14 protein-coding genes are annotated in these 15,127 nt (G+C 67.5%); 10 read left to right on the top strand and 4 right to left on the bottom strand.

Going from position 1 to position 15,127, the window contains the following annotated elements:
* Positions 1–373: 373 nt before the first annotated feature.
* The 9 genes from CFB35_RS32935 to CFB35_RS32895 are packed head-to-tail and all read left to right on the top strand — an operon-like array spanning position 374 to position 9,457.
* A complete protein-coding gene (locus tag CFB35_RS32935) occupies positions 374–1,957 on the top strand; it encodes an acetolactate synthase large subunit (protein WP_059577767.1) in 1,584 nt (527 codons plus the stop codon).
* A 49-nt stretch (positions 1,958–2,006) separates the two neighbouring features.
* Entirely contained in the window at positions 2,007–2,819 is an 813-nt protein-coding gene (locus tag CFB35_RS32930) for an SDR family NAD(P)-dependent oxidoreductase (RefSeq protein ID WP_059577770.1), read from the top strand.
* A gap of 15 nt (positions 2,820–2,834) precedes the next feature.
* On the top strand, positions 2,835–3,872 hold the full coding sequence (locus CFB35_RS32925; RefSeq protein WP_059577773.1) for a sialidase family protein: 1,038 nt from the start codon (positions 2,835–2,837) through the stop codon (positions 3,870–3,872).
* Between the two features lie 12 nt (positions 3,873–3,884).
* On the top strand, positions 3,885–4,400 hold the full coding sequence (locus CFB35_RS32920) for a VOC family protein (protein WP_059577776.1): 516 nt from the start codon (positions 3,885–3,887) through the stop codon (positions 4,398–4,400).
* Between the two features lie 48 nt (positions 4,401–4,448).
* Positions 4,449–5,054, top strand: coding sequence for an amino acid synthesis family protein (locus CFB35_RS32915; RefSeq protein WP_059577779.1), 606 nt, complete (start codon positions 4,449–4,451; stop codon positions 5,052–5,054).
* A 27-nt stretch (positions 5,055–5,081) separates the two neighbouring features.
* The gene (locus tag CFB35_RS32910; protein ID WP_179231827.1) at positions 5,082–5,969 is read left to right on the top strand and encodes an alpha/beta fold hydrolase; all 888 of its coding nucleotides are present in this window, start codon (positions 5,082–5,084) and stop codon (positions 5,967–5,969) included.
* Positions 5,966–7,594, top strand: a complete 1,629-nt coding sequence (locus CFB35_RS32905; protein ID WP_059578038.1) for a bifunctional 3-(3-hydroxy-phenyl)propionate/3-hydroxycinnamic acid hydroxylase — start codon at positions 5,966–5,968, stop codon at positions 7,592–7,594. The genes CFB35_RS32910 and CFB35_RS32905 overlap by 4 nt, the downstream gene beginning before the upstream one ends.
* Positions 7,584–7,916: an NIPSNAP family protein gene (locus CFB35_RS32900; RefSeq protein WP_059577785.1), complete on the top strand. Its 333-nt coding sequence runs from the start codon at positions 7,584–7,586 to the stop codon at positions 7,914–7,916. The genes CFB35_RS32905 and CFB35_RS32900 overlap by 11 nt, the downstream gene beginning before the upstream one ends.
* 53 nt (positions 7,917–7,969) lie before the next feature.
* On the top strand, positions 7,970–9,457 hold the full coding sequence (locus tag CFB35_RS32895) for an NAD-dependent succinate-semialdehyde dehydrogenase (protein WP_059577788.1): 1,488 nt from the start codon (positions 7,970–7,972) through the stop codon (positions 9,455–9,457).
* A gap of 58 nt (positions 9,458–9,515) precedes the next feature.
* Here CFB35_RS32895 and CFB35_RS32890 read toward each other — a convergent pair whose 3' ends face one another.
* On the bottom strand, positions 9,516–10,244 hold the full coding sequence (locus CFB35_RS32890) for an IclR family transcriptional regulator (protein ID WP_059577791.1): 729 nt from the start codon (positions 10,242–10,244) through the stop codon (positions 9,516–9,518).
* 312 nt (positions 10,245–10,556) lie between these two features.
* Here CFB35_RS32890 and CFB35_RS32885 point away from each other — a divergent pair, with 312 nt between their 5' ends.
* A complete protein-coding gene (locus CFB35_RS32885) occupies positions 10,557–11,612 on the top strand; it encodes a porin (protein WP_059577793.1) in 1,056 nt (351 codons plus the stop codon).
* A 57-nt stretch (positions 11,613–11,669) separates the two neighbouring features.
* Here CFB35_RS32885 and CFB35_RS32880 read toward each other — a convergent pair whose 3' ends face one another.
* From CFB35_RS32880 to CFB35_RS32870, 3 genes are all read right to left on the bottom strand, one after another.
* A complete protein-coding gene (locus CFB35_RS32880) occupies positions 11,670–12,818 on the bottom strand; it encodes a porin (RefSeq protein WP_059577796.1) in 1,149 nt (382 codons plus the stop codon).
* Positions 12,819–13,006: 188 nt separating this feature from the next.
* Positions 13,007–13,570, bottom strand: coding sequence for a cytochrome b (locus CFB35_RS32875; protein ID WP_059577799.1), 564 nt, complete (start codon positions 13,568–13,570; stop codon positions 13,007–13,009).
* 149 nt (positions 13,571–13,719) lie between these two features.
* Positions 13,720–15,084, bottom strand: a complete 1,365-nt coding sequence (locus CFB35_RS32870) for an aspartate aminotransferase family protein (protein ID WP_059577801.1) — start codon at positions 15,082–15,084, stop codon at positions 13,720–13,722.
* Positions 15,085–15,127: the final 43 nt, after the last annotated feature.

Genomic DNA, 15,127 nt, shown 5'->3' with positions numbered 1-15,127 from the left:
CGCGTTCGGGCACGGCGGGCGGCCTTGCGCCGACATCTGTGTTCCAAACAGTACATTCGCGCGGCAATTTAATGCAAATGAGAGGCATTTGCAATCGTAATTTTGAGATTGAGTGCGGGAAGCAAAACGGCGCGCCCGACGGATGCGATCGATCTGATGTGTCGATTTCGTTAAATTCCGAATTGTGGGAAATATGTCGTTGGTTGATGGAGGCTGAACAGTTCGCCTGTCTTGTTACTTGCAGAATTGAACGGTGAGATTACGGGTAAACGCGGGCCTCGATGGAGTGCGAAATTGAAACTGGATGGTTTGACAAATCCCGTAATTCGGGATTACAGTAAAAACACTTCAGCCAAACCCGTCGAGCAGCCGCATGAACATTCCAGCGTTGAACAGCGATATCGAAGCAACAAGCGGGGCGAGCGTCGTGCTCACCACGGCGCGTGATGCCGGCGTCGACGTCTGTTTCGCCAATCCCGGCACGACCGAGATGCCGTTCGTCGGTGCGCTCGACACCGTGGCGGGCATGCGCTCGATCCTCGGGCTGTTCGAGGGCGTGTGCACCGGCGCCGCGGACGGCTATGGCCGCATGGCCGGCAAGCCCGCGATGACGCTGCTGCACCTCGGGCCCGGCCACGCCAACGGCATTGCCAACCTGCACAATGCGCGCCGCGCCCGCACGCCGATCCTGAACATCGTCGGCGATCACACGCGCGAGCATCTGAAGTACGACGCGCCGCTGACGTCCGACATCGAATCGCTCGCCCGTCCGGTGTCCGTGTGGTATCGCAGCGTGGCGCGCGACGCGGACCTCGCGACGGATACGGCCGACGCGATTTCGGCCGCGATGGGCGCGCGGCGCGGCGTCGCGACGCTCGTGCTGCCCGTCGATCTCCAGTCGGCCAAGGTGCGCGGTGCTGCGTGGCCCGCCGTCGTGCGCCCGGCCGCGGTGTCGTTCGATGCCGCTCGCGTCGAACAGGTTGCCGATCTGCTGCTCGGCGGCCATCGCGCCGTCCTGCTGATGGGCGCCCGCGCGCTGTCGGCGCGCGGCCAGCGTGCGGCGGCGCGCATCGCGGCGGCAACCGGTGCGACCTGCTTCAGCGAGACGTTTCCCGCGCGGGCGGAGCGCGGCGGCGGCCTGCCGGACATCGACCGCCTGCCGTATTTCCCCGAGCCGGCGCTCGCGGCGCTGGCCGGCCGGCGCGTGGTGCTGGCCGGCGCGCTCGCGCCCGTCACTTACTTCGGCTACGAAGGCATTCCGGGCGAACTCGCGCGGCCGGAGGACATCGTGACGCTGGCGGCGCCGGGCGACGCGGCGGACGACGCGCTGGAGGCGCTGGCCGATCGCATCGGTGCGGCGGCAACGAATGACGATGGCGTGCGCGTCGAGCGCTGGCGCGTGGAGGACGGGCCGCTCACACCGCAGGCCGTCGGCCGCGTGCTCGCGAATGCACTGCCCGACGATGCGATCGTGTCGATCGAGGGCGGCACGTGCGGCTACCCGTTCGTGACCGCGTCGGCACGCGCGCGCCGCCACACCATTCTCACGAACACGGGCGGCGCGATCGGCCAGGGGCTGCCGGTGGCGCTCGGCGCCGCCGTCGCGTGCCCGGCGCGCCGCGTGTTCGCGCTGCAGTCCGACGGCAGTGCGCAGTACACGATCCAGTCGCTGTGGACGATGGCGCGCGAGCGTTTGCCGATCGTGATGCTGATCGCATCGAACCGGCGCTACGGCATCCTGCAGACCGAGCTCGCGCGCAGCGGCCTGCCGGCCGACACGCCGCACGCCAGCCGCCTGACGCTGCTGGACGATCCGCCGATCGACTGGCTCGCGCTGTCGCGCGGCTATGGCGTGCCGGCCCAACGCGTGAGCGACACGCATGCGCTGGTGCAGGCGCTCGACGGCGCGCTCGCGCGCACCGACGGGCCGACGCTCGTCGAAATGCGGTTGTCCTGATCGCGTCACGCGCTCGTTTCCTCAATCCCGACTCTCACCTTTCATCGACATGGATCTGCAACTGCACGGAAAAGCCGCGTTCATCACCGGCGGCAGCATGGGCATCGGCAAGGCCGTCGCGCTCGAACTGGCGCGCGAAGGCGTCAACGTCGCGATCGCCGCGCGACGCATCGAACACCTCGAAGTCGCGGCCGCCGAGATTCGCGCGGCGCTCGCGCCGCTGGGCAGCGCGGCCGGCGCCATCGTGCCCGTCACGGTGGACACGACCGACATGGCGTCGGTCGAAGCGGCGATGGCAGCGAGCGTCGAGCGCTTCGGCCGGCTCGACATCCTGCTGAACGGCGCGGCGCACCCGGGCGGGCTCGTGCGGGCGGAGCTGGAGCATGCCGATCCGCAAGGGTTGCTGCAGGACATCGATATCAAGGTGGTCGGCTACCTGCGTTGCGCGAAGGCGGCCGCGCCGTACATGCGGCGCAACGGCTTCGGCCGGATCGTCAATATCGGCGGCCTGACCGGCCGCGGCAGCAAGCAACTGTCGGGCATGCGCAACGTGGCGATCGTCCACCTGACCAAGACGCTGTCCGACCAGCTCGGCCCGTTCGGCATCACGGTCAACACGATTCACCCGGGCGTCGTCGAAACGCCGCACATCCACGAGCTCTACGAGACGGAGGCGCGCAAGCAGGGGCTCACGGCCGCGGAGGTCGAGGCCAACTACGTGAAGGTCACGCCGATCCGCCGCGTGCTGCAGCCGGAAGAAATGGGGTGGATCGTCGCGTTTCTCGCGTCGCCGAAGTCCGGCTCGATCACCGGCGAATCGATCGGCTGCGACGGCGGGCTCACGCGCGGCATTTTTCTCTGACACGAGGAGCATTTCATGACCGCAACCGTACTGGTCGCCACCGCGGGGCAAGGCATCCTGCGCTCGAACGACGACGGCAAGACCTGGCATCGCCTCGGGCTCGCCGAACCGATCGAGTTCGACGGCATCGTGCGCTCGCTCGCGGTGGATCCCGCGACGCCGTCGCGCGTCTATGCCGGCGCCGATTCGGGGCTGTGCATCAGCGAGGATGGCGGCGCGCACTGGTTTCGGCCGGACAACCTGCTGAACGGGCAGACGGTCTGGTCCATCGCGATCGATCCGGCGAACCCGGCGGTGCTCTATGCCGGCACCGGCGCGCCGTCGCGTGCCGCGCTTTACAAGTCGAGCGACGCGGGCTTGACCTGGGCGAGAACGGCCCCCGAGCTGCCGGAGTTCTGCTCGGGCGTCAACCGTCCGCGGCTGCTGACGATCTGCGTGGATTCGGACGACAGCAGCAACGTCTGGTACGGCGTGGAGGAGGGCGGCGCGTGGCGCAGCCGGGATGCCGGTGCGAGCTGGGCGCGCGTGGACGGCCCCGGCAGCGCGATCCGCAACAGCGACATTCACGCGATCGCCGTGCTGCCCGCCGCGCAAGACCGGCCGAAGACCACGGTGCTGCTGACGGTCAACGCCGTGTACGTGAGCGAGGACGACGGCCGGACCTGGGACGGCAAGCTGTCGCGCGACCGCTTCGACGGGCTGTACTACACGCGCACCGTCGTACAACTGCCGGAGCCGGAAGGCGACCTGCTGATGGCGATCGGCGACGGCACGCCGGGCACCCGCAGCCGAATCTACCGCTCGGCCGATCGCGGCCACGCGTGGCGCGAGATGGACCTGCACACGCCGCCGAACTCCACGTTCTGGGCGTTCGGCGTGCATGCGGCCCGGCCGGCGCTCGTCTATGCGGGCACCAAGTATGGGCACCTGTTCCGTTCGAGCGACGGCGGCCGGAACTGGATCAAGGAATGGCGCGATTTCAGCGAGATCACGGCGGTGGCGTGGACGCCGTTCGAGGCGCCGCTGGCCGCCCACGCGCAGTCGACCCACTGAGCGGAGCGAACGATGACACCGTCCGATATCCGGCAACACGCCGAGCGCGCGAACGCGAGCGGCCTGCCGCTGCCGACGCCGCGCGTGCAGCGCACGCACCTGTCGCTGTTCGTGCGCGACCCCGTCCGTTCGAGCACGTGGTACGCCGAGGTGCTCGGCATGACGGAAACCGCGCGCGGCGAGCAGTGGGTGTTCATGTCGTTCGGCCAGAAGCACCACGACATCGCGCTGATTCGCGCGGCGTCCGATGCGGAGCTCGGCACGATCGGCCTGCAGCACTACGGCCTCGAGATCGCCGGCGGGCTGACCGAATTGCGTCGCCTGTACGGGATGCTGCTTCGCCGCGGCGTGCCGATCGTCAAGATCACCGATCACAAGGTCGGGATCGGCGTGTATTTCACGGACCCCGACGGCAACCGGCTCGAATTCTTCTGCGAGACCGTCACGGACGACGAAGAGGGCAAGCGCGTGCTGCATCGATACAACGCGCCGAGCGATCCGTTCCAGCTCGAACCGTTGTTCGACTGAAGCGCCGCGTCTCAATCCGCATCATCGACGTTTTATAAAGGAATACTGATGAGCAAGACCGCCAATTTCGAAGGCTTTCATATCCGCAAGTGGTACACGCAGATCGAGGATTCGCTCGCGAACGAAACCGGCCAGCTCGCGGATGGCGAGCCGCTGCGCAAGATCGTGATCGCCGCGGCCGTTCACAACCCGTACGCGGGACGATTCAGCGAAAACCTCGACGATCTCGTGCGCCCGTCGCCCGCGCTCGGCAAGGAATTCGCGCGACGCATCGAATCGCTCGCCGCCGGCCGCGCGATCGAGAGCTACGGCAAGGCCTGCCTGGTCGGCTCGGCCGGCGAATACGAACACGGCAACGCGTTCCTCACGTCGATCTTCGCCGAGCCGATCCGGGCGGCGCTGGGCGGCGGGAAAGCGTGGGTGCCGTCGAGCGGCAAGCGCGGCCCGATCAATACGGTGATCGACGTGCCGCTCGCGCACAAGGATGCGCTCTACGTGCGCTCGCACTACGACACGGTGACGTGCCTGTTTCCCGATGCGCCCAACGACGACGAAGTGCTGGTGATCTTCGCGTTCGCGACGCGCGGCCGGCTGCATGCGCGGCTCGGCGGCCTGAAGGCGAGCGAGATCGTCGGTCGCGACGGTCTGGTCTGATCGCGCATGCCGGCCGGGGAGCACATGATGAACGCGGCATCCGCCAGGGATGGATGGATCGACAACGATGGATTGCGGCTGCACTACGTGAGCTGGGGGCGTGACGATGCGCCGGCCGTGGTGATGCTGCACGGCTTGCGCAGTTACGCGCATACCTGGGCGAGCGTCGCCGATGCGCTGGTCGACCGCTACCGGGTCGTCGCGCTCGATCAGCGCGGGCGCGGGCTGAGCGACTGGGATCCTCGGCGGGACTACTACGCGGCGGCCTACGTGCGCGATCTCGACGCGCTGGTGCGGGCGCTCGACCTGCGACGGTTCGTGCTGGCCGGGCACTCGATGGGCGGGGCCAACGCGTTCGTCTACGCGGCGGCACGACCGGAGCGGCTCGCCGGTCTCGTGATCGAGGACATGGGCCCCGGTGCGTCGGCCGGATCGCCGGGTTCCGAGCGCATCAAGCGCGAGCTGCGGGACACGCCGGACGCGTTCGCGTCGTGGGACGACGCGCGCGCGTTCTGGCGACGCCAGCGGCCGAACGTCGCGGAATCCGCGCTCGACTCGCGCCTCGCACACTCGCTGAAGGCGGACGCGCGCGGCCGGATCGTATGGCGGCACGACGCGCAAGGGATCGCGGCGGCCCGGCTGGCCGCGACACCGGCGCAACTCGTCCATCTTTGGCCGCTGATCCTCAATCTGCACGTGCCCACGTTGTTGTTGCGCGGCGGAGACTCGGATTTCCTGTCCGCGGACGTGGCGGCCGAAATGGCGGCCGCCAATGCGGAGATCGAACGGATCGACATACCCGGCGCGACGCATTACGTGCACGACGATCGGCCCGATGCATTCAATCACGCGCTGCGCACCTGGCTCGATCGTCTCGACGACGCCGCATGGCGCGCGGGAGGCGCCGGCGAATGAAAGCGAACAACCGGAACCGGACCAAGGTCGCCATCGTCGGCGCGGGGCCGAATGGTGCGGCCATGGCCAACCTGCTCGGCCTGTATGGCGTCGATACGATCATCGTCGAACGCGAGGCGCGGATCGTCGAGTTCCCGCGTGCGGTCGGCATCGACGACGAGGCGCTGCGGCTGTTTCAGACGGCCGGTCTGGCCGACGAGCTGAGCCGCGACATCATCCAGAACGTGCCGCTGCGCATGTTCAAGGCGAACGGCGAATGTTTCGCCGACATCCGTCCGTCGATACGCGAGTTCGGCTGGTGGCGACGCAACATCTTCATGCAGCACCTGGCCGAGCGTACGCTGCGCGACGCGCTGGCGCGCTATCCGCACGTGTCCCTGCGCACGGGCGAAGAGGTGGTCGGCCTGGAGCAGGACGACGAAGGCGTGACGCTTCAGGTGCGTGCCGCCGACGGGCGGCAATACGAACTCGATGCCGACTACGTGGTGGCGGCCGACGGCGGACGCAGCCCCGTGCGCGAGATGCTCGGCATCAGGCTGGCCGGTACGACGCATCCGATCAAATGGGTCGTGGTCGACGTGAAGAACGCGCAGCTCGACCAGCCGTGTACCGCGCTGAACTGCGACCCGCGACGCCCGAACGTCTGCATCTATCTGCCGTTCAACTACCGACGCTGGGAATTTCTCGTGTTTCCGCACGAGGACGAAGCGGCGATCGCGCAACCGGAGTCGATCCGCGCGCTGATCGAACCGTACGTCGACGACGTCGATCGCATCGAGATCGTGCGTGCGCGCACCTACACGCATCACTCTCGCGTGGCCGAACGTTTCGTCGCCGGACGCGTGGCGCTCATCGGCGACGCCGCCCACCTGAGCCCGCCGTGGATCGGCCAGGGGCTGAACGCGGGGCTGCGCGACGTGGGCAATCTCGCATGGAAGCTCGCGGGGGTCGTGAACGGCACGTTGCACCGGAGCGTGATCTCGACGTACGAATCGGAGCGCCGCGATCACGCGAAGGCGATGATCGATCTCGCGGACACCTTCGGCGCGATGCTGATGCCGACCAGCCGTCTGGTCGCGTTCCTGCGCGACCGGTTCCTCGGGCTCGCGCGCCATGCGCCCGGCCTGAAGGATTACGTGCTGCAGATGCGCTTCAAGCCGATGCCGAGCTATACGCACGGGATCGTGGTCACCGGCGCGTCGGGCGCCGTCGGGCGCATGATCGTCCAGCCCGACGTCGAAACGGCCGACGGCGCCCGTCGCAAGCTCGACGACGTGCTCGGCCCGTGGTTTTCGGTCATCGGCTGGCGATGCGACCCACAGGCGTGCCTGAGCGACGACGATCGCGCGTTCTGGGCCGCGCTGGGCGCGAAATTCGTGCAGATCGTCCGTTCGCGCAGCGGAACGTGCCGCGAGCAGCGCATCGCGAGCGCGCACGGCAGCGAGTGCGTCGAGGACGTCGACAACGCGATGGCCGAATGGTTCGACAGGCACGCGGGGCCGCTCGTCGTCGTCCGTCCGGACCGCTATGTGGCGGCGCAGACGGACGCGGCCGGCATGGCGGGCGTGACCGCGGCATTCCACGCGTTTGCGGCGCGACAACGGGAGAGCGCGCATGTTTGTTGAGCAACGCACGTACACGCTGGTGCCGGGCGGCGTCGCCGAGTATCTGCGGCTGTACGCGGAATGCGGTCGCGCACCGCAGGAGCACGCGCTCGGCACGATGGTCGGGTGTTTCGCGACGGAGATCGGACCGCTGAACCAGCTCGTCTATCTGTGGGCGTTCGATTCGCTGGACGATCGTGCCCGGCGTCGTGCGGTGCTGATGGCCGATCCCGAATTCAGGACGTTTCGCGGCAAGGTCCGGCATCTGCTCGTCCGGCAGGAAAACCAGATCCTCCGACAGGAAATCGGCGGCCTGCTGCGCGCACCGCCATCGGCCGCGTGATGCGATCGTCGCGTTGCCCGGCCCATCGTGCAGTTTCTACCGAGGTATCCGTCTTGATTCCGTTTACGCCCTTGACCTCCCACATAGCACCCGATGTGCGGCGCGATTACGCGTCGCTCCATCTGTATATCGACGGCCGGTTCTTTCAGGCCGACGGCCGGCGCACGCAGCCCGTTCTCGATCCGGGCACCGGCGACGTGCTCGGCGACCTGCCGCATGCGACGCCGGCCGATATCGACGCCGCGGTGCGCGCCGCGCATCGCGCGTTCGCGACGTGGCGCCGCGAGTCGCCGCTCGCGCGCTCGGACATCCTGCGCCGCGCGGCTGCGCTGGTGCGCGAGCGCGCCGACGCGATCGGACGTCACATCACGATGGACCAGGGCAAGCCGCTTCGCGAGGCGATCGCCGAGGTCGTGTCGTCCGCCGAGCAGCTCGAATGGCACGCGGAGGAAGGACGTCGCACGTACGGCCGCGTCGTGCCGTCGCGCTCCCCGGACGTCGCCCAGACGGTGCTGCGCGAACCGATCGGCGTGTGCGCGGCGTTCTCGCCGTGGAATTTCCCGTTCAGCCAGGCGATGCGCAAGATCGCGGCGGCGCTTGCGTCCGGGTGCACGCTGGTGCTGAAAGGGCCGGAGGAATCGCCGAGCGCGATCGTCGCGCTCGCGCGCATCTTCCACGACGCCGGATTACCCGCGGGCTGCCTGAACATCGTCTGGGGCGTGCCGGCCGACGTGTCCAGGCAACTGATCGAGTCGCCGCTCGTGCGCAAGATCTCGTTCACGGGTTCGGTGCCGGTCGGCAAGCAACTGGCGGCGCTTGCCGCGTCGCACATGAAACGCATGACCATGGAACTAGGCGGCCATGCGCCGGTGCTGGTCTGTGCGGACGCCGACGTCGAACGCGCGGCGACGATGCTGGCCGCATACAAGTTTCGCAACGCCGGGCAGGTCTGCGTATCGCCGACGCGTTTTTTCGTGCAGCGCCCGGTGTTCGACCGGTTCGTCGCCGCATATCTCGAGGCGGTCGGCAAGATCCGCGTCGGCTACGGGCTGGAAGAGGCGACCACGATGGGGCCGCTTGCGCATGCGCGACGCGTAGCCGAGATCGACGCGTTCGTCGCCGACGCGAAGGCAAAAGGGGCGGAGATTGCCGCAGGCGGGGCGCGCCTGCCGACGGCGGGGCCGGGGCACTATTTCGCACCGACGGTCGTGCTGGGGCCGGCGCGTGATACGCGGCTGATGAACGAAGAGCCGTTCGGGCCGATCGTCGGGATCGTGCCGTTCGACGCGCTCGACGATGCGCTCGACGAAGCCAACCGCTTGCCGTTCGGCCTCGCGTCGTACGCGTTCACGACGTCGGCGCGCCATGCGCACCGGATCGGCCGTGCGCTCGAAGCCGGCATGGTCAACATCAATCACTTCGGCATGGGGCCGGCGGAGATCCCGTTCGGCGGCGTGAAGGACAGCGGCTTCGGCAGCGAGGGCGGAACGGAGACGTTCGACGGCTACCTGGTCACCAAGTTCATCACGCAGATGAACTGACCGCGCACGTGGGCGTTTCGGATGCGGCATCGTTCGCGATGCGATGCCGCGCGAATGCTCAGGTGGCGTCGCCGATCCGTGCGGTGGCGTCGATCAGGAGCTTGCCGAGTACGTGTTCGTCGAACAGCGCGAAGTGTTCGGCGCGAAAGATCAGCGACAGGCTGCTGTTGACGTCGCCGCTGCTGGCCGTGCGAATCGGTGCGGCGATGCCGACGAACCCGGCGTCGAGCTCGCCGCGCGAGATCCAGTATCCGGCCTCGACGATCTGCTGGCAGGCGCGCCAGAACTGCGTCCAGTCGGCGGCGAACTCGCCCAGCTCGGCGTTGTGCCGTTCGTGCAGGCGCTTCAGCCGCGCGCGCGACATCGCGGCGACGATCACCTTCGACGACGCGCCCTGGAACAACGGCATGATGCGGCCGCGGCCGAAGCCCAACTGCAGATTCTCGGCGCCGGTCTCGTGCATCACGTTGATGATCTGCTCGTCGAACAGCGTCGAGACGAGCGCATCGCCGCCGGTGACCTGAACCAGTTTCTGGATGACGGGTTTCGCGGCGGTGAGCGTCGGGTCCGACTGCCGCATGTTGTAGTCGAGATGGATGATGCGCGGGCCCAGCGTATAGCGGCCGTTGGTGCCGACGAGCAGGCCGACGGACGCCAGTTCCTTCACGTAGCGATAGCACGTGGTGCGCGAAAAGCCCATGTGTTCGGCGATTTCCTCGGCGGTCATCGACGTCGCGGACGAAGAGAAGACGTCGAGGATGGACAGCATTTTGGTGAGGCTCGACATGACGTGATCCGGGATTCAGACGGCTTGCGGCAATGGAACGGGAAGGACGCACGCGCTGCGGGCTGCCGGGGTGCGGCACGGCATGCGCCGCCGCGGGCGACAGGCCGTAGTCTAACTTATGTCGTGCGGGCGGCGACCGGGACCACGGCGGCGAATGGGCGCGGTGCGGGCCGGCCGCGTCGGGGAGGATCGTTTCACCTTGAATGATATGGATTCCTATTTTAATGGAAGAAATCGCACCCGGTCGAGGTTGCCGCCGAGCCGGTCGGATCGCGCGCGCATCGGCCGGGAAGTTTCGATGAGGAGAAGACGATGAAAGGGTGGTTTCGGATGATGGCTTTATGCGGCTGCGGAACCGTCGCACCGACGTTCGCGCAATCGAGCGTGACGCTCTACGGTTCGCTGGACACGGGCGTGACCTATACGAGCGACGTGGCGTCCGCCCCGCATGGCGGGCGTCAGGTCGCGTTGCAGGCCGGCGTGTCGCGCAACGACGTGTGGGGCCTGACGGGCAGGGAGGATCTCGGCGGTGCCGGCTACGCGGTGTTTCGGCTCGAAAGCCAGTTCCAGACGTCAGACGGCGCGCTGACCGTGCCGGGCTCCGCGTTCAGTTCGCAAGCGTACGTCGGGCTCGGTGGCGACTGGGGGACCGTGACGCTCGGGCGGCAGTTCGATTTCGTCGGCGATCTCCTGCCGGCGTTCGCGATCGGTGCGAACACGCCGGCCGGCCTGCTCGCGTGGGGCTTGCCGGCGAACGCATCGGCGGGCGGCGCGCTCGACAACCGTGTATGGGGCGTCCAGGTGAACAACGCGGTGAAGTACGTGAGCCCGTCATTCGGCGGATTGTCGTTCGGCGGCATGTGGGGGTTCGGCAACGTGCCCGGGACGGTCGCGCGCGGCAGCGTGCAAAGCGCGATGCTGTCCTACGCACAGGGCGCGTTCAGTGCCGCCCTCGCTTATTTCGGCCAGCACGACGTGACCGCCGGCGGCAATCTGCGCAATTTCTCGGTCGGGGCCGGCTACAACGTCGGTCCGCTCCGCGTCTTCGGCATGGTGTCGGACGTGCGGATCAGTGCCGCCGCGCCGCTGCGGGCCACCACTTGCGACGCCGGGCTGACCTATGCCGTCACGCCGTCGTTGCAACTGGGCGGCGGGTTCCAGTACCAGCAGCGCGGCGGCGACGTCGGCTCGGCCAATCAGGTCACGTTGAGCGCCGACTATTCGCTGTCGAAACGTACGGGCCTGTACGCGGTATTCGCACGCGGGCACGACGGTGCTTACGGCGCCCAGGTCGAAGCGGCGCTTGGCGGGCCGGCGTCCGGTGCGGCGCAGACGGCGGTTCGGCTCGGCGTGCGGCATCAGTTCTGACGGTTCGGGAAAGCACGGGCTGCCGCGCACGCTGCGAGCCCGTGTGGTCCGCCGGGTTCAGAAGCGATGCATCATCCCGACGCGCAACGCCAGCTGATTGCGGCCCGACGACTGCCCGGCCGTGCCGAGCACGTGTGCGTAGTCGAAGTCGGTGCCGGTATTGCCGGTTGCATGCTGATACGCGCCCTGAATGTACGTCGAGGTCCGCTTGCTGAGATCGTAGTCGAGCATCATCGATAGCTGGTGCCAGCTCGGCGACGCATCGCCCGCCGCCGTCGCGACATGTGCATGCGTGTAGGTATAGGCCGCGCCGAGCCAGACGTCCGGCCGGAAGAAATACTGGCCGTTGACCTCGAAGTTGTCGAATTTCCACGCGTGCTGCGAGCCTGCCGCCGGCTGGTTCGCGAAGTAGAGATTCAATTCCGGGTTGGTCACGTCGACATGCGAATACGCGGCGGACAGCGTCAGCTTGTCGCTGAACTTGTACGATGCGCCGGCATCGATGTTCTGCTGCGAGCGGCCGCTGAAAACCGTATCGTCGCTCGACAACGCGCCGCCCGCGGTTGCGCCGCCATTGTCGGCCTTCAGGTACGCGACGGCAGCGGAAAATGCGCCCGCCTGGTACTGCACGGCGGCGCTGTACACGCGGTTCCGCGCGAAGCCGCCCGCCTGATTCGCGAGCCCGTACAGCACTTCGCCCTTGAAGCCGCCGTACATCGGCGACACGTACTTGATGCTGTTCTGGATGCGGTAGTCCCAGTCGGCGTTGTCGTTGTCGTACGGATGCGCGCCGAAGTCGCCGAGCCAGTTTCCGGTGGCCGTGAAAGGGCTCCATATGTCGAGCGTGGGATCGTACTGGCGGCCGAACGTCAGCGTGCCGAACCGATCGGAATCGAGCCCGACGTAGGCCTGCCTGCCGAACATCCGCGACGTGACCCCGAGCGCACCGGTGCTCGCGTTGAAACCGTTCTCGAGCTGGAACAGCGCTCTCAGCCCGCCGCCGAGGTTCTCGGTCCCTTTCAGGCCCCAGTTGCTGCCGACGGTATCGCCGCTGACCATCTGGTAAGCGTGGCTGCCGCCCGCGTTGCTCGTGAAATTGACGCCCTCGTCGATCAGGCCGTACAGCGTCACCGTGCCTTGCGCATGGGCCGTCAGGCCGAAACCCATGGCGCTCGCGGCCGATACGGCCGCCATTATCTTTTTCATCGTCGATCTCCAGGTGTGGGCGGCCCACGCGGCGCGGTTTCCGACGGCGTGCGACGGCGCCGGACGCGTGCGGCGGGTCCGCTTGTCGTTAGTAAAACGAAATATTTATGGTGAAGAAGATCGGCCCGCCGCGATCGGGCGGACCGGATGCGGAAGCTCACCGGGCGCGAGGTTTCCGCGTGGCGGCGTTACAGCATTCGCCGCAGCACGTCGTTTTCCGGGTTGCGGTCGAAGAATCGGTGCTTCAGCGCGCCGAGCACATGCAGCACGACGAGCGCGAGCAGCGTGTAGGCGAGCGTCCTGTGCAACCACTGAAACGCCTCGAACCAGTGGTCGTTCTTCGGCAGCAGCTCGGGTACGCGGAAAAAGAAGAACGGCACGCCGTCGCTCTGCGTAAACGTGCTCGACATCGAATAACCCATCAGCGGCACGACGATCGCCAGCGCATACAGCAGGTAGTGGCCGATCTTCGCGAGCTTGCGGTCGAGCGTCGGCAGGGTCGAAGGCAGCGGCGGCAACGGCTTCATCGAACGGATTGCCAGTTGCGTGACGACCACCAGCAGCGTGAGCACGCCGAATTCCTTGTGCGTCGGGTAGTACCAGTCGAACTTGGCCGGCAGGTTGTCGTCGAGCCGGACCATCGTCCAGCCGGTCCAGAGCTGCGCGCCGATCAGGATCGCCCTGACCCAGTGCAGCAGTCGAAGCGCGAGCGGGTATTTCTCCACCGTGAATGCAACGGCCCGGTTTTCCATTTGACTTGTCTTCCTTTAAAACGAAACGGGAACAGGCGGGATGCCGATCGTCGACTTCGGCGCCCCGCGGCGATCGTCGTCGAACCGAAGCCGGACGGCGACGCGCACGAACCTTCGACGAAAAGCCCGTGCGCCGGGCCGGTTCGCGCTCAGGCGATCGCCAGCGAATCCGCGCAGCATTCCTGCAGCGCTTCGCGCAGCGTCACCGCGATGAAGTCGGCTTCGTCCTGCCGCAGCGTCAGCGGCGGCGACATCACGACCTTGTTCGCGATCGCGCGGACCAGGACGCCGCGCCGGCGCGCGGCATCTGCCACGCGGGCGGCGAACCCCTTGCCCGGATCGAGCGGCGTGCGGCTGGCCTTGTCGGTCACCAGGTCGAGCGCCAGCATCAGCCCCTTGCCGCGGACGTCGCCGACGGTCTCGAAGTCTGCCTTCAGCGGCAGCAATTGCTCGAGCAGGCGCTGGCCGACCCGCGCCGCATTGCCCGGCAGATCCTCGGCCTCGACGATGTCGAGCACCGCGAGCGACGCGGCGCAGGCGAGCGGATGGCCGCTGTACGTATAGCCGTGCATGACCACGTGCGAGAAGCCCGCCCCATGTTCGATCGCGTCGGCGATCCGCCCGTTGTACAGCGTCGCGCCGAGCGGCACGTAGCCGGCGGAAATGCCCTTGGCGACGCACAGGATGTCGGCGGCGACGCCCCAGCCGCGGCTGCAGAGCAGGCTGCCGGTGCGGCCGAAGCCGGTGACCACCTCGTCCGCGATCAGCAGGATGCCGTTGCGGTCGCATACGGCGCGCACGCGAGCCCAGTAATCGGCCGGCGGGACGATCAGGCCGCCGGCGCCCTGCACGGGTTCGGCGACGAACGCGGCAATGGTCTGCGGGCCGTGGAACGCGATCGTTTCCTCGATCTGCCGGATGCAGTGCTCGACGAGCTGTTGCGGATCGTCGCAATTCCACGGATTGCGATAGAGCCACGGCGTGTCGAGCAGCACGCAGCCGGGCAGCAGCGGGCCGTGATTGTAATGGTAGACGCCGTTGCCGCCAATCGACGTGCCGCCCATGTGCACGCCGTGATAGCCGTTGCGCAGCGACAGGAATTTCGTGCGCGACGGCTCGCCCGCGGCGACCCAGTACTGGCGCGCCATCTTGAGCGCGGTCTCGATCGCGTCGGACCCGCCGCTGCCGAACATGACCCGCTGCATGTCCTCCTGCGCGAACATCGCGCACAGGCGGTCGGCCAGATCGTAGACGCGCGGATGGGCGACGCCGTCGAAGGTCTGGTAGTACGACAGTTCGTCCATCTGCCGGGCGATCGCGCTTTTCACTTCCGGCCGGTTATGCCCGACGTTGACGTTCCACAGGCCGCCCACGCCGTCGAGCATGCGGTGGCCCTCGACGTCGTACACGTAGTTGCCGTCGCCGCGCGCGATGATCACGGTGGGAGTCGTATGCCCGGCGGCCGCCGAGCTCATCGGGTGCCAGAATCGTTTTTGACGCTTTTGATAGTCCATGGTGTCTCTCGTCTCTCTTGCGAAGTGCTTGAACAGGGTTGTG

It is taken from the genome of Burkholderia sp. AU16482 (assembly GCF_002223285.1).
GTDB classification, from domain to species: domain Bacteria; phylum Pseudomonadota; class Gammaproteobacteria; order Burkholderiales; family Burkholderiaceae; genus Burkholderia; species Burkholderia semiarida.
The sequence above is the reverse complement of the archived record's forward strand: the minus strand, read 5'-3'. Positions and strand labels throughout refer to the sequence as shown.